The sequence below is a fragment of the Treponema sp. UBA6852 genome (assembly GCA_002449305.1).
GTDB lineage: Bacteria > Spirochaetota > Spirochaetia > Treponematales > Treponemataceae > Treponema_D.
This window is the reverse complement of record DKDI01000003.1, coordinates 15,423-33,849: the sequence shown is the minus strand read 5'-3', so window position 1 is coordinate 33,849 and position 18,427 is coordinate 15,423. Positions and strand designations below refer to the sequence as shown.

The window sequence follows — 18,427 nt, the reverse complement described above, 5'->3', positions numbered from 1 at the left end:
AAAATTTTTCCTAACGCAAAACACTCACAAAAAGCTGCTGAGTCAAAAGATGCCAGCCGTCAACAAGAACAAAAAGCATCAGCTTGAACGGCATGGAAATTTGCACAGGCGGAAGCATCATCATTCCCATGCTCATAAGAATACTTGCAACAACCATATCAATTACAATAAACGGAATATATAAGAGAATTCCTATTTTAAATGCAACAGTAAGCTCGTGCAGAATATAGGCCGGAATCAAGACATAAGTTGGAACATCGGAAGCATTAGCAGGGCGGCTAAGTCCTGCCATTGTCATAAAAGTTCTGATGCTGTTTTTGTCGTTTCCCATTTGGCGGAACATAAAAATCCTTATAGGAGATTCTGCCTTTTCAATGGCTTCTGTCAAAGTAATTTCATTATTTGAAAGCGGCTGAAAAGAATCCGTGTAAATCTGTCTGAATGTAGGCCACATGCAAAAAAGTGTCATAAAAATTGCAATTCCATTTAGAACTGCTGTCGGCGGAACTTGCTGCAAAGAAAGCGCCCTTTTTATAAAGTCAAGAACAATTGAAAAACGCAAAAAGCAAGTCATCAAAACAAAAATGCTTGGCGCAAGAGTTAAAAGCGTAAGAAGAAGCAAAAGCTGCACACTGAACGCAACTTCATTTCCAGAGCGAGGAGCAGTTGCGGAAAAACTCAAATTCGGAAAATCCAAGCCCGTTATGCGGCGACTCATTTCCGTAGTTCCGCTTGAAGAGCCTTCTGGAAAATTATTCTGGCTTTGAGATGACAATGGAAAAAAACAGCAAGCGCAAAGTAAAAACGCAACTGCGAATTTAAAAAAACGTTTTTTCAGCAAGAAAAGGCCCTTCATTTTTCCTCTCCGCCAATCATTTTGTTCTTCAAAGAATTTATAAGATCCATCGTGCCTTTGTCATAAGCTGATTTTTTTGCGGCCGGAATATTTTCTTTGGCATCCTCTTTTTTTCCGGGCATAAAAAGCTGAAGGATTTCTTCAAATGAACGCGGTTTTTTTGCATTGCTGTTCATGTCGGCATAGCGGTTCATCGCATCAATGAGATTTTTGTCATCAATTTCTTTTATAAGTGAAACGGAATTATCAGAAACACCAAGAATAAATGCCTTATTCCAAAGGCTTACAATTTGAACAGATTTTCCTTCGCCAAGGCTTATAAACGAAACTTTACGCAAAAAAACATCGTCTTCCATAGCTGGTTCAACGCCCATAGACTTGCGCATAAATTTGAACAAAAAGTAAATCGCCGCAATTATGATTCCCAAAACAAGAATCATGCGCACAAAAATTCCAATTCCGCCGAAAGAGCTAGAAGAACTAAAAGCATTTTCATCTGAAACTCCAGAATCAGAGTTTTCTGAAAAGTCTAATGAAATCTGAGAATTTTCAATTTGTGCGGAAGTAAGATTTTCTGAAGTCGCAGAAGACTGCTGGGCAAAAGAAAGTCCGGCGCATAAAGCCAGCAATGCCGCTAAAATTTTTACTTTTGAATAATACATTTTCCCACCCAAAGCAACAGACATTTGCGTTATCCCCACCGCATTTCAAGCCTGCCGCTTTTATATTTAATGGAGCTTTTAAACTTCAATGAAATTCAAAAGCCCTTTACAAATTTATTCTTACATAGATGAAGCCACGTGTTCAAGAGACGGAAGAATTTCTGTAACACGAACACCGAAGTTTTCATCAATAACTACAACTTCGCCCTTGGCAATAGGCTTGTGGTTTACCAGAATATCAACAGGCTCACCAGCAAGCTTATCAAGCTCGATAATTGTTCCTTCGCCAAGTCCCAAAATATCCTTGATAGTTTTCTTGGTACGGCCAAGTTCGACCGTCATTTCCATGAAAACATCCATAATCAAGTTGATATTTCCCTGCTCGCCGCCTCCTACAGACTGCGCAAAATTCGGGAACTGCAATGACTGAACATTCGGAGGGGTCTGCATCTGCATTCCGCCCATCATTGAAGCGTTCGGCTGCATTTGCTGCATTCCCATCATATTGCCGCCCATTTGCATACCTCCCATCATCGCTGGATTAGGCTGCATCTGCTGCATTCCCATCTGCATTCCGCCCATCATTGGCTGCTGGGTAAATCCTGCGGAAGGAGAAGACATCTGAGCAGCGCCGCCCATAGCAGAAGCACTTTCCATTCCAGAATTTACAGATGCAGCTGGCTTGGAAGCAGGCTTTGAACCGCCACCAAGAGCACGCGCCATTCCGTCAGCAACAGAACCGCTTACAGCTTCCCACAAGGTAAACTGCTCGCCGCCAACAGTAACTGGATATGTAAAGCAAGCAAAAGTTCCCTGCGGCATACGAATCATTGCCTTTGGCTCTTTTACAGCTTCTGGAGGATTTGTAGCAAGTCCCGGAAGTTTTCCGCCTTTGCTAAGCTCTGTTATTTCCGCGCCTGAATGAGACGAAACTACTTCTGAAATTACAGAAAGCCCCATGTCATCAAGAGCAGGATTTTCCTCTTTGTTTATATAGCCGACAAGCTTTGTTGCAAATTCCGGGGACATAAGGAAAAGATGGTCTCCGCTTAGTCCAGAAGAGAAGTCTGCCATTACAGCTACAGCTTCTTCCGGGAGTTTTGCAAGCAACTGATCACGTCCAATCGCCTCGACAGTAGGAGAACCCGGGACAGTGTCCTTTTCAGTCATATTTTTAATGACTTCAGCAAGCTTGTCTTTTATGGTTCCAGCAAAATTCTGCAATGTTGGAACATCAATGTCAACCTCTGGAGCAGAATTAAACGAACCGCCTGAACCAAGTCCGCCGACATCTACGCCGGACAGCAATGCATCGATTTCTTCCTGTGATATAGATCCTTCACTCATAGGTTATCGTCTCCTTCTGGTGTTAATTCTTCAAAATTTTCAGTTTCCTGCTCGTCGATTTTTTCAATAATCTGAACGGCAACCTTTTTCCCGACAACGCCAGGCTGACAGTAGAATTTCTTCTTGCTGCCCACACTTAATGTAAGCGGCTCTCCAACCTTTATAGTGTTAAGCCTTATAACATCGCCTGTTCTAAGGCTTAGAACATCTCTAATAGGAACATTTATTGAACCGATGTCCGCAACAAGTTCCATTTCAACATCCGCAAGTTTTTCCTTGAGAGTTCCAAGGTACTGCGTTGTAGAACTTCTTCTAACTGAACTGAACCAGAAAGAAGACGAAAGTTTTGAAACAATCGGTTCAATCGTTATATAAGGAATACAGATATTCATCATACCCGCTTCCTCTCCGATTTTTATTTCCAAAGTAACAAGAATGACCATTTCGCTCGGAGGAACAATCTGGGCAAACTGCGGATTTGTTTCAATCTGCTGAAGACGCGGGCGTAAGTCTATAACCTGAGTCCAAGCTTCCCTCATGTTTGCCAAAATGCGGACAATGATTCCTTCCATAACAGACTGCTCAATATCTGTAAGATCTCGGTTTACTTTTCCGCCTGTATCTCCAGAGCCGCCAAAAAGACGGTCAATTATTATAAATGTAATTTCAGGAGCAATTTCAAGAACTGCGTTTCCTTTTAAAGGATCCATGTTTATTACAGCCAAAGTTGTAGGAGTCGGAATAGAACGAATGAATTCCTCGTAGGTCAACTGGTCTACCGAAGCAACATGGACATGAACCAAAGTACGCAGCTGGGCAGAAAGGCTTGTTGTTGTAAGACGCGCAAAAGTTTCGTGCATATTGGAAACCGTGCGAATCTGCTCCTTTGAGAATTTATCAGGACGGCGGAAGTCATAGATTTTTATACGCCTAGTATCGGTAACCGGCTTAAATTCATCTGCTTCGCTTTCGCCAGTGCTTATAGCCTGAAGGAGCTGGTCAATTTCATCCTGTGACAGAACTTCATTCATGTCTCATTCCACCTTTTTTCAGCTTACTGCTGAACAACATCCTTTCCTGTAAAACGAACATCGCGTATTCTGGAGTTGCTTAAAATATCATCGTTTATCTGGTCGCGGATCTGCTGCCTTAAAACTTCCTCATTCTGCGGACGCAAATCTTCAACAGTCTGCTCTGAAAAAAACCTTCTCAAAAAGTCAATGATTTCAATACGGCGTTCTGTGATTTCAGTCGAAGCCGCCTTGTCCTCCTTTTTGTAGCCAAGAGCAATTGTAACACTTACACTTGCCGGAACAGGGTCACTTGTTGATGTGCGAATCTGATCCAAAGAAGTGTACCAGTCATAGGATTCTCTTTTTACAGTATATTCCTCACTGATTGGAATTGACTGTGAAGGTGTTTTTCCGCCCTTATTTAAAATAGCAGTTGTAACAACTACAATAGTAACAATGAAAATTACAGCAGCAACACCAATCAAAATAAATTTCAAAAGCTGAGGAAACGCGCCTTTTATTCCGCTCTTTTTTCCTGTTGAAACTTCAGCTCCGATGTCATCGCCCAAGTCGTCTGCATTGCTTTCGTCTGCCATAAAGTCCTCCCGGATTTTAAAATCTTCTCGTTATTTATATCGGAATTTTTAAATTTTATCTTAGAAGAAATTGAAAAATAAGCATTTCCGCTAAAAATGTCCGTCATCAAGAACAATTACATCTACACGGCGGTTGTAAGCACGGCCTTCCGCAGTATCATTGCTAAGCTTAGGACGAGTGTCCGCATATCCTGCAATAGAAAACTGCTTTTCATCTACACCAAAATCAGCAAGATAATGCAGAACATTTGCCGCCCGCGCAGCCGAAAGTTCCCAGTTGCTTGGATAAATGCTTGAAGCAGAAACAGGCCGATTGTCAGTGTGCCCTTCAATGCGCCATCTTCTGCCAGCAACTTCCGGGGAAGCAAAAAATTTTGCAAGATTAAGCAAAGTTCCCCTAGCTTCTTCTATATTAAGTTCCGCACTGCCTTCTTCAAAAAAAGCATCGGATGCAAGTGAAATTACAAGTCCGCGTTCATCGCTTGTTATTGTTATTTTGTTTGATTTTACTTCAGGCGCAAAACTTGAAATAGCCTTTTTCATAGCAGGACCTAAAGCCCGCCCTTTTTCTATAGAAGGAAGAGAACTTACAACGTTTCCTAAATTAGCAAGACTGCCAGGACTTACTGAAATTCCGCCGCCCGGATTATTATTTGAAAGCGAAGCCTGCAAAGCCGCCATTTGAACTGCATCTGATTCGGAAGGGTCATAAAGCATAACGAAAAAGCAGAGCATGAGTGTAATCATGTCTCCGTAAGTGCCCATCCAAGCGGTTGACGGTTTTTCTGGTTCTTTTTTTTCTCTTTTTGCCATTGAAAAACTCCCCAAGCCTAGTCTTTCAAGATGTCGGACTCAATTGCCTTGCGGGATTTTGGATCCAAATATGTAAGAAGTTTCTGTCCAAGAATACGCGGGTTGTCTCCTGCCTGAATTGAAAGAATTCCTTCCAGAACCATTTCCTTTACGTTCATTTCGTTTCCATTCTGCATAATGAGTTTCTGAGCCAAAGGTCCGAAAAGCCAGTTTGCGAGCATGGAACCATACAAAGTTGTAATAAGAGCAACCGCCATGTTAGGACCAAGCGCACTTTTGTCTTCAAGGTTTCTTAACATACCAATAAGACCAATAACAGTACCCATCATTCCGTAACCAGGAGCAAATCCTGCCCACTGGATAACAACGTTAATCCAAGCCATGTGGCGGCTTTCTGCCTGAGCCATTTCATTTTCAAGAATAGAGCGAATTGCACTTCCGTCGTTTCCGTCTACCATAAGACGCAAGCCTTCTTTTAGGAACGGATCATCAAGGTCGTCAAGACCTTCTTCAAGAGCAAGAATTCCTTCACGGCGGGCTTTTTCACTAAGGGCAACCATGTTCTGAACAGTTGTTTTTTCTCCATAGTCATAAGTTTTAAAAGCCCTTCCCATAATACCAAAAAGACCAATAACCTGATTCATAGGGGCGCAAATCCACAAAGAAAAGTAGGATCCGCCAATAGTTACGAAAATTGATGGAATATCTATAATACCCATAATGGATCCACCGGACGTAAAAACACCAACTGCCATCATTGCAAGTCCGCCAAAGAATCCTATCAGAGTAGCTAAATCCATTTTTTCCTCCCGCTCGCGCAAGAATCAAAGTTCCTGCATTCCTATTTTTTTTCTATATATAACAATTCGTTCTATGATTTCTTCTGGAGATTCTTTTACAACAATTTTTTTGCCTGAAAGAAGAGCAAGCGTAACATCAGGATTTTGTTCCATAGACTCAATCTGGTGCGGATTGACCCAGTATTTTTTTCCGTTCAGACGCGTTACTTCAATCATAATATACTATAATGAACTGTAAAATGTGAATCGTCAAGTATTTTAGACTATTTTTGCCGTAAAAACAAGAGAAAGCAAACTTTTTAAACTACCAAAATTGTAAAAGCTGCTAGAGAACTTTGCTTCCGTTCGCCATAAGCTTAAAACGACAGTCAAAGAATTCCGCGGCTTTTCTGCACATGAGCATTCGGCCTAAAAAAATATCAAAGTAGTCACACATTGTGCAAATATTCTCGTCAATTTGGAGATTCAGGGAAATCTGCTTTTTTTCATGGTTTATCTTTAAAGTCGAATTTTCAACTGCAAAATTAACGCGGTCATGTATATCAAACGCGGACTTTTCCTTTGTTCTTACGCGGTTTCGCCTTACATCTGTTTTGTCTGCAATTATGAGGGCTGCAGAAACTTTGTCGAACGCGCCGCCAGTTGACTCGTCATGGTTCGCAATGCACGAAACAATTTCAATTCTGTCTTCGCACGAAAAATCAAGCCTGCCAAGTATTTCATTTGCAAGAAGTCCGCCGTATTCAGCATGATGATTTCTGTTAAGGGCATTTCCAATGTCGTGCATATATCCTGCAATTTTTGCAAGCTCAATATTTTCTTTTGCTTCTCCAAATTCCTGCAAAATAAAGCCAGCACGTTCAGAAACTAATCCACAGTGTCCTGGACCATGATCTGTAAAACCAAGATTTCCTAAGATTTCATTTCCTTTGTTCAAAAACTCATTTATCTCTGTGTTCTTTTTTATTTCTTCAACAGTCATATTATATATATTATAGAAAACATTTGTTAAAAAAGCATTAAATTTAAAAAAAAAACAAGATTAATGTTGTAAAACTAAAGGAATACTTCCTAAGACCCGTAGCGATACTTCCTAAGAAGCTGAGGAATACTTCCTAAGAGGCTGAGGAATACTTCCTAAGAGGCAGAGGAATACTTCCTAAGAGGTTGAGGAATACTTCCTAAGGCTCTTAGGAATACTTACTTCAGGTCTTAGGAATACTCACTTAGTCTCTTAGGAAGTATTCCTTCAAAAAAAAGCAAATAATAATCTGTTAGAGACGCACAAAAATTCTTGAACTTCCTGTTGAATAATTGTAAATTTCAGCCATGAAAACAAAAATCCTTGTAATTGAAGATGTTCCAGAAATGGCGGAACTGATTTGCATGTATTTGAACAACGCGGATTTTGACTCGCTGGCATTTGACACAGCAGAAAAGGCTCTTGAAAAATTAAGCTCAGGATATTCGCCTGCCTTGGTAATTTTGGATTTAAATCTTCCTGGAATGAGCGGATTTGACTTTTTAAAGACTTTCAGAAAAAACTACAAAGCTACAATTCCTGTTATTATAGTTTCCGCAAGGGACGCTGACGATGATATAATAGAAGGACTTGGATTTGGCGCGGACGAATTTGTAACAAAGCCATTCAGTCCTAAAGTTCTAGTTGCAAGAGTTCAGTCCAAGCTCGCACGTCTTTGTGCAACAGAAGCTTCTGTGGAAGAAACAATAAATTTCGGTCCCTACACTCTTTACTGCAACAGCTGCATTCTAAAAAAAGGAGCTGAAAAAATTCCGCTTTCCACAAAAGAATATGAAGTCCTTGAATATCTTGTAAAAAACAGCAGCAAGCCTGCAACTCCAGAACAAGTCTTCAACGCGGTATGGAAAACTCCATTTGGAGACATGACAGCGGTTGGAGTTTATGTTCAAAGGCTAAGAAGAAAAATTGAAAAAGATCCTGCAAACCCAAAATATATAAAGACAGTTTTTGGAATGGGCTACCAGTTCAGCATGGAAAGCAATGAATGAAAATTAAAAATCAAATTTCGCTTTTAATCACGGGGATTTTAATACTTCCAACTTTGTGCATGGTTCTTTTTCCAATTTACACGTATTACAATTCCCCGCGAAGATTTTTGATGAAAGGCTACAGGGAAATCAGAAAAATAAACGAAGCGAATCTTTCAGAAAGCGACTGGAACCAGATTCAAAACTACATTGAAAAAATTCCGCCGGAAGTTCAGATTATGATTTTCTTCAACTCAAAGATTATTCTTTCTACAATTCCAGAAATAAAAACAGGAAGCACGCATAATCCCAAGGAACTTTTTGATTTTGTGCAGACAACAAATTCTTCTTACGACTATCAATTCCAGTCTTTCTTTCTTGAAGAGCAGACTAAAAAAGAAGCTCGCGACGCAAGCCACAAAAACAAAGGTCTTATTATAAGCAGATTTGATGCAAAAGAAAAAAACTCACTGAAAAGAATTCCCAAATTCATGATGCACATATTTTTTGTTGTGCTTGTTTTTGAAGCACTGTCAATCACGGTGATTATTTTAATTGCAAAGTCAGTTTCAAATTCAATAGAAATAATTCAAAAGGCAACTCAAAAAATTGCAAATGGAGAACTTGACACAAAACTTGAAATTTCAGGCAGAAGAAATTCAAACGAAATTTTGCAGCTCACAGAAGACTTGGAGCGCATGAGAAAAGCATTAAAGGAAAATCTTGAACGCCGCTCTCGCTTTATAATGGGAATAAGCCATGACTTAAGAACGCCTGTCGCGCTGATAAAAGGATATTCAGAGGCAGTTTCAGACGGAATTGTAAACAGCATTGACGACATAAAAAAATCAGTTTCAATAATAAACACAAAAGCCGGCCAGCTTGAGTCAATGATAAATGATTTAATCAACTATGTAAAAATGGACAACATAGAATGGAAAAAAACTTTAAGGCCAGTTGAATTAAAAGCATTTTTAAAGGACTTTGCCGCAAACATGGAATGCGCCGCAGAATTATACAAGCGGAAAATTTCAAGTTCAATAGAAATTGAAGAACAGCAAATTCTTATGGACAAAAATCTTTTTACCCGGGCTTTGGAAAACATCTATGGAAACGCCCTGCGATACACAAATGACGGAGACTCAATTTCACTTGAGGCAAAAAAGAATTCATTTGGAAAAACAGAAATTTCAATAAGCGATACAGGCGTTGGAATTCCAGAAGAAGACTTGGAAAAAGTTTTTGAACTGTTTTTCCGCGCTTCAAATTCCCGGCGTGAAAACGGAATGGGAATAGGGCTTTCTGTAGTCAAGTCAATTATAGACAGCCACGGCTGGAGCATAAATGTAAAATCCAAACCGAACAAGGGAACAACATTTACAATAACACTGAACTAAGAAAATTTGAAATTATCTGCTTTATTTTTTCTTTGTCATCAGCATCCACAATGCACGCTCCAGGAATTCCGCGCATAAAGGTATACTGTTTTTTTGCGTAACGGTGGCTGTTGAATTTTATTTTTTCTTTTATCTGTTCCAAGGAAAACCCTTCAATAAAAAACTCACTATATCCAATAGCTTTCATTGCAGGAGAATCTTTTGTGAGCCCTGATTCTTTTAACGCCTCAACTTCATGCACAAGTCCTTCTTCAAACATTTTTTCCACACGCAAATCAATGCGCTTGTAAAGTTCTTCCCTGTTTCGATTTAGAATCAATGTGCAAAAATTATACTGTTTTCTAAGTTCACAAGGAAGGCTGAATGAACTTAAAGGTTTTCCGCATGAATAAAAAATCTCAAGGGCACGGCAAATTCTATACTCGTCATTTATATTTATTTTTTTTGCGCTCAAGGGATCTACGATTTTCAGTTCGGCATAAAGGCTTTCCTTTCCTAAATTGGAAAGTTTTTGTTTTATCAGCTCTCTGATTTCCGGACGGCTTTCTGGAGTTGACGGCGAGCCTAGCAAAAAATTTCTTATATAAAAACCAGTTCCGCCAATCACCAAAGGAATTTTTTTTCTACTCCAAATTTGCGCACACAAAGAATCTGCGGACTCAAGAAAATTTCCAAGCCCGAACTGTTCCTGCGGACTTGCAACATCAATAAGATGAAAAGGGACTTCCTGCTGCTCTTCCTTTGTAGGCTTGGCAGTTCCAATATCAAGACCTTTGTAAACTGCCTGGCTGTCCGCGCTTACAACTTCGGCTTTTCCTTTAAAAACAAAAGAACTGCTTTTGCCGAACAAATCTTCAGCCAAAGCAGTTTTTCCGCAAGCAGTTGGTGCAAAAACAACAATTACTGGAATCAATTTTCAATCAATGCAAAAAGCAAAACTAGCGCGCAGGAGCTTCAATAGCGTATTTAACTTCACCAGAAAAAAGCTGACGAGCTGCAAGACTTACAACTTTTCCGTCATTGTCCTCTACAAGCTCAGAAACAGCAGGATCTTCTATCATAGCAAGTTTTGCAAGCTGATATGCGCGACGGCTGGCAGCAACTGTAATGGCGTACATTCCGCCTTTGAATTTAGCAAGTTCTTCAAGTGGAAAAATCATAGTTTACCCCTCACAAAAAGTGAAATAATTATATCAAAAAATGCAAGTGTAGTCAAACAAATACAGCTTTTAAAATAATTTCAGTATTTTCAACATTTGTTTTATAGCAGCAATTATATAAAAAAAAGCCGGACAGACGAGGGTTCATCTGTCCAGCTAAGGTTGGGTTATGAATTAGAGGTTCTAAAGAAATTGCTTTCTAAAGATTCCTAGTTCAACTTAATTAGCGTTTCAAGCCTAAAACAGTTTCAAGCATTGAATCTCCGGTTTGAATTGTCTTTGCGTTAGATTCAAATCCGCGCTGAGTTACAATCATGTCAGTAAGCTGCTCAGTAAGATCAACGTTCGACATTTCCAAAGTTCCAGAAAGCATGCTTCCTTTTCCCTGTGTTCCGCTTTCGCCGATGTTTGCCATTCCAGAGTTGATTGATTCTGCGTAAGTGTTGTCGCCTTTCTTTTCAAGACCGCCTTGGTTTGTAAAGCTTGCCATTGCAACTTGTCCAATTGTGCGGACAGAACCATTTGAATAAACGCCTGTGATTATTCCAGACTGGTCAATTTTAAAGTTGTCAAGATAACCGAGCTTGTAGCCATCTTGATAGTTTGCTTTTGTTGTAGACTTTGAAGCAGCCTGTGTAATTGTATTTTCCATTGAGCCGATTGTTCCAAGGTTCAAGTTGAAAGTCTGGCGATATGGATTTCCGTCTGCATCAGCGTTTGAATCAGCCACAGCATAAGAAGCCTGAAGAACAATTTCACCCTGAGGATTAGACTGATTTCCTGCGCTGTCAACTACCGACTGGAGTTTTCCAGTGTTGTCAAAATTCAAAGTATAAGTATTCTGCACACCGTCTGTTGTTCCAAATCCGATTCTTGTCTGAGTAAAGTCAGCGTTGTCTGGATCAACATTTACAGTAACTGTCCACTGGTTAGGATTTCCAGGAACTTTTGCAAAATTCATCTGAACCTGATGAGCGTTTCCGTAAGTATCATAAATGTCAATTTCTGTCTGCCAAGTTCCTTCAATAACCTGATCCGCAGTCGGATTTTCCGGGATTTCAGGTGTGTTCTTGTTAAGGTTGCAGAAATATCTTACATTTTCTGTTGCTTTAGGCGGGTCTTTCTGGCCAACTGGAATCACCAAGTCTGTAGGAGTTGCAGAAGTGCGCACAACCTGACGTCCGTTTACATCTTCTGCCATCCAGCCCTGAACACGAAGCCCGTTAGCAGGATTCACAAGAGTTCCGTTTGAGTCTGTTCCAAAAACACCTGCGCGTGAATAGAAAGTTTCGTCTCCGTTTTTAAGAACAAAGAATCCGTTTCCCTGAATCGCAAGGTCTGTTGTGTTTCCTGTTGTCTGAAGGTTTCCCTGTGTAAAGATTGTGTCGATTGTAGCAACACTCATTCCAAGTCCAACTTCCTTAGGATTTACACCGCCAACTTCTTCTGTAGGACGGGCAGCCCCATTAATCTGCTGGCTTATCATGTCCTGAAAAGTAGCGCGGCCTTTTTTAAATCCGTAAGTGTTTACATTGGAAATGTTGTTTCCAATTACATCCATTCTTGTCTGGTGATTCTGCAAGCCCGAAACGCCTGCATAAAGTGATCTCATCATAAATTTACCCTCTTATGATTTTTTATACGAGTTCCCCAACCTGAACTCATTCTCCGTAAACTGCGGAGATTTGTTTCATGTCATAATACATATTGTTTACGCGCACCTGCGGATTTGCTCCGTAAGTTACAGCTTCAACAACTCCAGTTGTCTTTGTGTCGCCAAACGTAATGTCAACAGTTTTTCCGATTGTTCCTACAGCCTGTGAAGAAACAAGCATTGAATTCATCTTTGCAAATTCCTGATTCATGTTTGTCATCTGCTCAAGAGAGCTGAACTGAGCCATCTGCGCAATGAACTCTGTATTTTCCATAGGAGAAGTAGGATCCTGATTTGAAAGCTGAGTAATCAAAAGCTTAAGGAAATCATCTTTTCCCAAGTCACGCTGAACTTTTCTTCCTTCAATCGTAATCGACTTGTTGAAAGAATCTACCTGCATATTCAGCTTTGCCATTTCCTGATCGCTAAGCCTTGTATTCAACTGAATTCCGTCCATGTATTTCTCCTATTTCTACGCAACAACACTGATTTTTCTGTCAGAATCCGCGATATATACAGCCTGTGAAGAAGCCGCTCCTGAAATTTCAGCGGAAGACGCATAATCACCGTAAACTTTGTTAGAAAAGAACTGTTCGCTGCTCTGCTGCCGTTCACCCTGCGCAAATGAGCCGGAAGAAGTGTCGGCATAGCTAAGACTTAAATTTGCATTTTCAAATCCGCTGTTTTGAAAAGCCTGCTTTAAAGTCTCCATGTTTTGTTTAAAAGCCTCGAAAGCTTCTTTGCTGTTTACAGTAATCTGCCCTGTAATCACATTATCGGAAAGATGAAGATTTATTTTAACATTTCCTAAATTTTCTGGCTTTAAAATCATGTTTATTGAGCCGGAATTGTTGTCCTGCAAGACAATGTTTCCAGCGCGAGCGAAATCAGGCGCGTTAAACTGAATCTGCTGAGAAAGAAGCTGCTGGAATGTAGAGCCTGAAGCTCCTGCACTCTGGTTGTTTGAAGAAAGAATATTCTGCTTTGCATTTTCAGAAAGAGAAAGTGAAAGATTCAGGCTGTTGTCCTGCTGTGAATAGTCAGACTTCATCTCGGATTTAAAGTCGGCAATTTTCTGTTCAATGGAACGCTCGTCTGTAACTGTAAAAATATTTTCAAAAAGCGACGGAACTTCTTTTGCTCCTTTGTCATCGGAAGAAGAAAGCTCAAGTTTAAAAAAGTCCGGTTTCTTTTCGCTGGATTCTGAAGAAATTCCAAGCTGGGAAAGCTCTGTAGAATTCTGCAAAGCTGCAATTTCATCTGGAACAGATTGCAATGGCACAAGGGACAAGCCTTCATCCGTAGAAGAAAAATGCTCGGCGAATTTTGCATTTTCTAAAAATTTTTCAGGCTCATCAACAGAAAGATTCTGCGCCGCCTGCAAATTGTGCATTTCGTTCAACGGAAGGAAAAAATTACCTTCAGCTAAAAAATCATCAGTTTTGTTTTCCAAAGAAAAATCTTCAGAACGCAAAAATGCAAGCTGTTCGCTAGAAAACAGAATTTCAGAATCAGAAGAAAGTTCACTTTGGAAATCTAAATTAACAAAAGATTCTGTCTGAGCAGACGGCTCTGTTTTAGAAACCGCAAACGAAGCAAAAACAGCGGAAGAAGTTTGAAATTCTTCATTAACTTTTTCTTCTACTGAATTTACAGCTGGCTCATCAGACGTCTTTGAAACTTTTTGAACTTTTTCTTTGGAAGGAGAATTGTCTGCCCGTTCTTTTTTTGAAGCTGATTCCACCATTTCTTTAAATGACGAATCTCTTTCTTCAGATTTTGCAGTCGGAATTTTCTTTACAGAAACATCGTGTTCCTGCTGTGAATTTACAATCTGTAAACTTAATGCCTGCATGGGCAACCTCCGGATTCTATAAACACCGGCGCGCTGCATTAACAGGCAATTTTGCTAATTTATTGAAAGCGGTTTGTTTGCCATCTTGCGTGAAATTTCAGCAGCACGATCACTAGGCATTAAGGAAAGCCAATATGCGACTGTAGAAGATTCACCAGAAGCGGCGGCAATCTCATCGGCGCGGCGCAGAACATCAATTACGTCCTGATCGTCCATTTCAACAAGAATTCCAACTGCGCTTTTTGGCGGCATACCGTTCAAATTTGCAACAATTTGCTCGATGTTTACACTTCTATCATCGTACTTTTTTACTAAATTATTAAATGTTTTTTCACGTTCAGCCTGAGTTTTTTCTTTGTCTTCAAGCTCCTGAGCAACTTGGGCGTTTGCATCCTCGCGCTCTTTTACTTCCGCTTCTCTTTTTGCAAGTTCCTGAGAACGAATATCAAGAGCCTCAAGTCTTTTTGCAAACCGGTCATTGTCAAGATCAGCCTCAACAAGCTCTTTTGAAGATGAAGCAGAAACAGAAGTCTGCGGAGAAAGCCCGGCTAATTTAAATAAAGGCGCAAAAGCCCTCTTAGCATGAATTATTCCCAGATAGTCAAACCAAAGAAGCCCGAATAAAACAAGAACTACAATAAGAATGATGAGGAGAATTGATTTTCCTAAAACTTTAGCGTTTGACATATATTGCTCCAGTTGATTATCGGACTTTTTTATAAAAACCTAAGAAAAACCATGCCAAAAAGAAACTGAGGGATGTCTTAAAAATATTTTTATGTCATTTTCGGGCTTGACCCGAAAATCTACTGCAATATTAAAAATATTTAGAGATTGTTAACCGAGTTTCTTCCAGAAACATCGCAGTATCAAGTACGACAATGACATTTTGAACTTATTAGACAGCCCCCATGAATTCTATTAAAGAAGACCACCAATTGCAGTACCAAGAGTAATGTCGTTTTCACGGCTGATTACATCAAAGTAAAGTCCGCGTTCTTTTACAAGAAGCTCTTCAAGATAACCAAGAACACGCTGGCGAACTTTATAAGTTTTAAAGAATGAAGTTCCGTTGCAAAGAATGCATACAGGCTTATCAGCAGTTTTGCCCTCCCCGCTCTTTATTACGCAGGCAGACAAAATTGCGGCGGCCATTCTAGCGCAGCGTTCTACAAGCGCATCAAGAAGCTGGAACAAAACATCGTAGTCATCGTCTTTGGCGCATTCAGCCATAATTGAACCTAGCTTTGAATTTGTTGAATATGGAGCATGAAGGAATGAATCCATTTCAATTTGAGTAAGAGAATCTAGCTTGGAAAGTTTTTCTGAAAGCTTTTCTGTAAAAAGATTTTCCTTGCCAGCAGTTGTTACAGCTTCAAAAGCAATAGGGCCCATGTATGCTCCTGAGCAAAGCTTTTCCATAATGCCGATTCCAGGCTTTTCGCTTTTTTTGTCAAATGAAATATCAAAGTCGCTTCTTGCAACCTTGTCGAATTTTCCAGACTCGCAGTTTATAATCTGTGTCTTTAAGTTTTTGTATTTAGGGTTTGCAGTCTGAATGTATGCGGAATTCATTCCAGTTCCAAGAATAAATCCAACGTAAGAAGAATATTTCATTCCTTCATCAGGGTCGGCAGCTCCGGCAAGCAAAGCGGAAACTGTGTCGTTCAGCATTGAAACATGCAGCTTGTTTTTCCAGCCGTGTTCTTTTAACGCTTTTTCAAGTTCTTTTCCAATATGGGAGCCTTCAACTTCTGGAGCTTTTACTTCCTTTGTAAAGTTAATTAGAACGCCATCTCCATCTTCCTGAATATCAACCGGATAAGAAAAACAGAAGCCAATGCTAGACGACTTGTCTTTTAAATGCTCAAGATTTGCTGCAATCTGGTCAAAGAATTCTTTTTTAGAAAGTTCTCTGTCAACGCCAGGCATTCTTGTTTTTTCCATAAAATCAATCGAAGGATTTCCATTTGAATCAAAAGTTACAAGGCAAGAGCGGAAATTTGTTCCGCCGGCATCAATTACAATGACACTTTTTCCAGCTGTAGCCTGAGACGGAGGATTCGCATAAGTTCTAATCATATCCTCGCCAGAAGGACGGCCGCTCAATCCTTCATTCATATCAAAAAGCATGGCTTCAACAACTGAATTAATGTCCTGATGGATGCTGAAATTATGTCTGCCCAAAAAGGCTGCAACTTTTCGGTTCATAAACGAACTCCTTATAAACTTGAAATTAAAAAGATTGCTACTATTATAAATATAAAACTAAGAATTATCAATCTGATTTATATGTTCAAAATGGAAATTATCGTATATAATCTATAAAAGAATAAGAAAATATCAGAGAGGTATTTATGAAATTTGCAAATTCATACAAATTTAAGTTTTTATTGTTTATATCTTTTTTTATAGTTCTTATTTCAGTTATTACCACGATAATAGCGATGATAAATATAAAATCAACAGCATTCAATGTTTTTTCATCACAAGGAGAATCCTTAGTAAAGCGCGCACTATACAAAATAGATGCAGACCGTTTTTCAGAGCTTGCAGAAAAACTTGACGAATCCCTTCCATATTATGACGAGCTGTACAAGGAACTTAGATTAATAAAATCACAAACCCAATGCAAATTCTTATATACAATGATTCCAAGCGGCGGAAACAATTTTACTTATGTTGTAGATGGAAGCACAACTCCTTTTGACGATGAAAATTTTTCTCCAATCGGAACTGTTGAAGACCTGACAAGTTACGGCGACTATCCGCACATTGTTCTGCATGAAAAAGAAATCATAATTTCAGATTTTAGAGAGCAAGATGAATGGGGCTGGATGATAACGGCTTATGCGCCAATTGTAAAGGATAATAAAGCAATTGGATTTGTTGCCTGTGATTTTGAAGCTGCTTCAATAATAAAATCTATAAAACAAAGCCAGACGACAATGACTGTTACCTGCCTGGTACTTTTGGTCATCTGCATTGTTTTTTCGTATATGTGGATTTCTTCATTTTTTATAAAGCTTTCTACAATTTCATATAGAATGGACGAAATCGCCAGCGGGGAAAGCGATCTTACAGCGCGTGTTTTGGAATACAAAGAAAAGGAAATTGCTGAAATTTCCAAGGCTTGCAACAAAATAATTGAAAAGCTCCAAAAAATGATTATTTCTGAAAAAACAGCAGTTTCAAAATTAAGTGAAAATTCAAATGTGCTTTTAAGCCAGACGCATGAAACAACAAGCCTAATTGAAACAGAAGGCAAATTAATAGAAGATATTTACTCAAAGGCAAAGGAGCAGACTGAAAAAACTCAGGAAGCAAACGGAACAATTGATGACGTTGTAAATTCCGTGATTGAACTTGACGAAAAAGCAAGAAACCAGCATGTGGCAATTCAGAATTCAACAGACGCCGTTAGCCAAATTACAAAAAACATCGAGGAAATCAACGAAAAAATTTCTGGAATCAACAGCGAATACGAAAATATCGTCAAAAAATCAAACGATGGAAAACAATGCCAGTCTGAAGTCGCAAAGAAAATTGAAGCGATTCAGGGGCTTGCAACTAAGCTTTTTGAAGCGAACAAAGTGATTTCTGAAATTTCAGCGCAGACAAATTTACTTGCCATGAACGCTGCAATTGAAGCGGCGCACGCAGGAGAAGCAGGAAAAGGATTCAGCGTAGTTGCAAACGAAATCAGAACGCTTGCAACAAATTCTGCCTCCCAGACAAAATCAATAAAAGAGCTTGTTGAAAATATTGAGTCAGCTGTGGAGCAAATGGTTTCAGCTTCTACAAATTCTACAAAATCATTTGACGCGCTGGAATCAAGCATAAAAAGCATGAACAGTTCAATTCAAAGCGTATGCGAAAAAATGAATGAGCAGAATTCAGAGTCAAGCAAAATCCAAAGCATGATGCAAATTCTTCATGAAGATTCCGATGCAATTTCTGTTTCGTCCGGGCAGCTCAAAATAAAAAATTCGCTTCTTGAAGAGCAGGTTTCAATTCTTCAGGAAAAAGCTTCAGAAATTCTTGATGGTTCAAGCACCGCTTCTGAAAATCTTGACAAGATGAAAAATTTTGCCGGCAAAGTAAATTCGCATTCAGAAGAAAATCTTGAGCTTTCTGAATCTGTAAAGAAAATTGTTGACAGCTATAAAACTGAATAAAAAAAAGCTAGTTAGCCCAAACTTCGAGTTTTATGATTTAATGTCATTATCGGGCTTGCCCCTGCGATGTTTCTGAAAGAAACTCG

General features: G+C 39.4%; 19 protein-coding genes. 3 read left to right on the top strand and 16 right to left on the bottom strand.

The annotated features are described in order from the left end of the window. Nucleotides 1-10 precede the first annotated feature (10 nt). From fliP to B3209_RS00315, 9 genes are all read right to left on the bottom strand, one after another. The gene (gene fliP / locus B3209_RS00355; protein WP_296663551.1) at nucleotides 11-856 is read right to left on the bottom strand and encodes a flagellar type III secretion system pore protein FliP; all 846 of its coding nucleotides are present in this window, start codon (nucleotides 854-856) and stop codon (nucleotides 11-13) included. Then, nucleotides 853-1,542 carry a FliO/MopB family protein gene (locus B3209_RS00350; protein WP_296663549.1) on the bottom strand — a complete coding sequence of 230 codons (690 nt, stop codon included), beginning with the start codon at nucleotides 1,540-1,542 and terminating at the stop codon, nucleotides 853-855. The genes fliP and B3209_RS00350 overlap by 4 nt, the downstream gene beginning before the upstream one ends. A 96-nt stretch (nucleotides 1,543-1,638) precedes the next feature. Further along, entirely contained in the window at nucleotides 1,639-2,865 is a 1,227-nt protein-coding gene (fliN, locus tag B3209_RS00345) for a flagellar motor switch protein FliN (RefSeq protein ID WP_296663546.1), read from the bottom strand. After that, complete coding sequence (gene fliM, locus B3209_RS00340) at nucleotides 2,862-3,896, bottom strand: flagellar motor switch protein FliM (RefSeq protein WP_013701725.1); 1,035 nt, start codon at nucleotides 3,894-3,896, stop codon at nucleotides 2,862-2,864. Before fliM ends, fliN begins: the two co-directional genes overlap by 4 nt. 23 nt (nucleotides 3,897-3,919) lie before the next feature. Continuing rightward, complete coding sequence (locus B3209_RS00335) at nucleotides 3,920-4,474, bottom strand: flagellar basal body-associated FliL family protein (RefSeq protein ID WP_013701726.1); 555 nt, start codon at nucleotides 4,472-4,474, stop codon at nucleotides 3,920-3,922. A gap of 90 nt (nucleotides 4,475-4,564) precedes the next feature. Continuing rightward, nucleotides 4,565-5,287: a flagellar motor protein MotB gene (gene motB, locus B3209_RS00330; RefSeq protein WP_296663542.1), complete on the bottom strand. Its 723-nt coding sequence runs from the start codon at nucleotides 5,285-5,287 to the stop codon at nucleotides 4,565-4,567. A gap of 17 nt (nucleotides 5,288-5,304) precedes the next feature. Continuing rightward, entirely contained in the window at nucleotides 5,305-6,087 is a 783-nt protein-coding gene (locus tag B3209_RS00325; RefSeq protein WP_296663539.1) for a motility protein A, read from the bottom strand. Between the two features lie 24 nt (nucleotides 6,088-6,111). Next, the gene (locus B3209_RS00320) at nucleotides 6,112-6,303 is read right to left on the bottom strand and encodes a flagellar FlbD family protein (protein ID WP_013701729.1); all 192 of its coding nucleotides are present in this window, start codon (nucleotides 6,301-6,303) and stop codon (nucleotides 6,112-6,114) included. 109 nt (nucleotides 6,304-6,412) lie between these two features. Beyond that, nucleotides 6,413-7,069: an HD domain-containing protein gene (locus B3209_RS00315; RefSeq protein WP_296663536.1), complete on the bottom strand. Its 657-nt coding sequence runs from the start codon at nucleotides 7,067-7,069 to the stop codon at nucleotides 6,413-6,415. Nucleotides 7,070-7,416: 347 nt separating this feature from the next. On the opposite strand from B3209_RS00315, the gene B3209_RS00310 reads away from it, so the two are divergent. Together B3209_RS00310 and B3209_RS00305 are read left to right on the top strand one after the other, a co-directional pair. Then, nucleotides 7,417-8,118: a response regulator transcription factor gene (locus tag B3209_RS00310; RefSeq protein ID WP_295798137.1), complete on the top strand. Its 702-nt coding sequence runs from the start codon at nucleotides 7,417-7,419 to the stop codon at nucleotides 8,116-8,118. Continuing rightward, nucleotides 8,115-9,494 (top strand): HAMP domain-containing sensor histidine kinase, encoded by a 1,380-nt coding sequence (locus B3209_RS00305; protein ID WP_296663533.1) that lies wholly within the window; start codon nucleotides 8,115-8,117, stop codon nucleotides 9,492-9,494. The genes B3209_RS00310 and B3209_RS00305 overlap by 4 nt, the downstream gene beginning before the upstream one ends. On the opposite strand, the gene miaA is transcribed toward B3209_RS00305, so the two are convergent. From miaA to B3209_RS00270, 7 genes are all read right to left on the bottom strand, one after another. Further along, nucleotides 9,475-10,407: a tRNA (adenosine(37)-N6)-dimethylallyltransferase MiaA gene (gene miaA / locus B3209_RS00300; protein WP_296663530.1), complete on the bottom strand. Its 933-nt coding sequence runs from the start codon at nucleotides 10,405-10,407 to the stop codon at nucleotides 9,475-9,477. The genes B3209_RS00305 and miaA overlap by 20 nt on opposite strands. Before the next feature lie 25 nt (nucleotides 10,408-10,432). Next, nucleotides 10,433-10,654 (bottom strand): DNA-directed RNA polymerase subunit omega, encoded by a 222-nt coding sequence (locus B3209_RS00295; protein ID WP_288605425.1) that lies wholly within the window; start codon nucleotides 10,652-10,654, stop codon nucleotides 10,433-10,435. A 223-nt stretch (nucleotides 10,655-10,877) separates the two neighbouring features. Beyond that, a complete protein-coding gene (flgE, locus tag B3209_RS00290) occupies nucleotides 10,878-12,269 on the bottom strand; it encodes a flagellar hook protein FlgE (RefSeq protein WP_295798130.1) in 1,392 nt (463 codons plus the stop codon). A 46-nt stretch (nucleotides 12,270-12,315) separates the two neighbouring features. Further along, entirely contained in the window at nucleotides 12,316-12,765 is a 450-nt protein-coding gene (gene flgD / locus B3209_RS00285; RefSeq protein ID WP_296663528.1) for a flagellar hook assembly protein FlgD, read from the bottom strand. A gap of 15 nt (nucleotides 12,766-12,780) precedes the next feature. Continuing rightward, entirely contained in the window at nucleotides 12,781-14,163 is a 1,383-nt protein-coding gene (locus tag B3209_RS00280) for a flagellar hook-length control protein FliK (protein ID WP_296663525.1), read from the bottom strand. A gap of 54 nt (nucleotides 14,164-14,217) precedes the next feature. Continuing rightward, nucleotides 14,218-14,850: a periplasmic-type flagellar collar protein FlbB gene (locus B3209_RS00275; protein WP_296091418.1), complete on the bottom strand. Its 633-nt coding sequence runs from the start codon at nucleotides 14,848-14,850 to the stop codon at nucleotides 14,218-14,220. 234 nt (nucleotides 14,851-15,084) lie between these two features. Next, nucleotides 15,085-16,374, bottom strand: coding sequence for a hexokinase (locus B3209_RS00270; RefSeq protein ID WP_296689293.1), 1,290 nt, complete (start codon nucleotides 16,372-16,374; stop codon nucleotides 15,085-15,087). Nucleotides 16,375-16,520: 146 nt separating this feature from the next. Between B3209_RS00270 and B3209_RS00265 the strand changes: the two genes are divergently transcribed. Further along, nucleotides 16,521-18,341: a methyl-accepting chemotaxis protein gene (locus B3209_RS00265; protein ID WP_296689291.1), complete on the top strand. Its 1,821-nt coding sequence runs from the start codon at nucleotides 16,521-16,523 to the stop codon at nucleotides 18,339-18,341. Nucleotides 18,342-18,427 lie beyond the last annotated feature (86 nt).

Coding starts and splice junctions, on each gene's coding strand:
- B3209_RS00265 (WP_296689291.1), top strand. CDS start 16,521: ATGAAATTTGCAAATTCATACAAATTTAAGTTTTTATTGTTTATATCT.
- flgE (WP_295798130.1), bottom strand. CDS start 12,269: ATGATGAGATCACTTTATGCAGGCGTTTCGGGCTTGCAGAATCACCAG.
- B3209_RS00315 (WP_296663536.1), bottom strand. CDS start 7,069: ATGACTGTTGAAGAAATAAAAAAGAACACAGAGATAAATGAGTTTTTG.
- flgD (WP_296663528.1), bottom strand. CDS start 12,765: ATGGACGGAATTCAGTTGAATACAAGGCTTAGCGATCAGGAAATGGCA.
- B3209_RS00270 (WP_296689293.1), bottom strand. CDS start 16,374: ATGAACCGAAAAGTTGCAGCCTTTTTGGGCAGACATAATTTCAGCATC.
- B3209_RS00295 (WP_288605425.1), bottom strand. CDS start 10,654: ATGATTTTTCCACTTGAAGAACTTGCTAAATTCAAAGGCGGAATGTAC.
- B3209_RS00280 (WP_296663525.1), bottom strand. CDS start 14,163: ATGCAGGCATTAAGTTTACAGATTGTAAATTCACAGCAGGAACACGAT.
- B3209_RS00320 (WP_013701729.1), bottom strand. CDS start 6,303: ATGATTGAAGTAACGCGTCTGAACGGAAAAAAATACTGGGTCAATCCG.
- B3209_RS00350 (WP_296663549.1), bottom strand. CDS start 1,542: ATGTCTGTTGCTTTGGGTGGGAAAATGTATTATTCAAAAGTAAAAATT.
- motB (WP_296663542.1), bottom strand. CDS start 5,287: ATGGCAAAAAGAGAAAAAAAAGAACCAGAAAAACCGTCAACCGCTTGG.
- fliN (WP_296663546.1), bottom strand. CDS start 2,865: ATGAGTGAAGGATCTATATCACAGGAAGAAATCGATGCATTGCTGTCC.
- fliP (WP_296663551.1), bottom strand. CDS start 856: ATGAAGGGCCTTTTCTTGCTGAAAAAACGTTTTTTTAAATTCGCAGTT.
- B3209_RS00325 (WP_296663539.1), bottom strand. CDS start 6,087: ATGGATTTAGCTACTCTGATAGGATTCTTTGGCGGACTTGCAATGATG.
- fliM (WP_013701725.1), bottom strand. CDS start 3,896: ATGAATGAAGTTCTGTCACAGGATGAAATTGACCAGCTCCTTCAGGCT.
- B3209_RS00335 (WP_013701726.1), bottom strand. CDS start 4,474: ATGGCAGACGAAAGCAATGCAGACGACTTGGGCGATGACATCGGAGCT.
- B3209_RS00310 (WP_295798137.1), top strand. CDS start 7,417: ATGAAAACAAAAATCCTTGTAATTGAAGATGTTCCAGAAATGGCGGAA.
- B3209_RS00275 (WP_296091418.1), bottom strand. CDS start 14,850: ATGTCAAACGCTAAAGTTTTAGGAAAATCAATTCTCCTCATCATTCTT.
- B3209_RS00305 (WP_296663533.1), top strand. CDS start 8,115: ATGAAAATTAAAAATCAAATTTCGCTTTTAATCACGGGGATTTTAATA.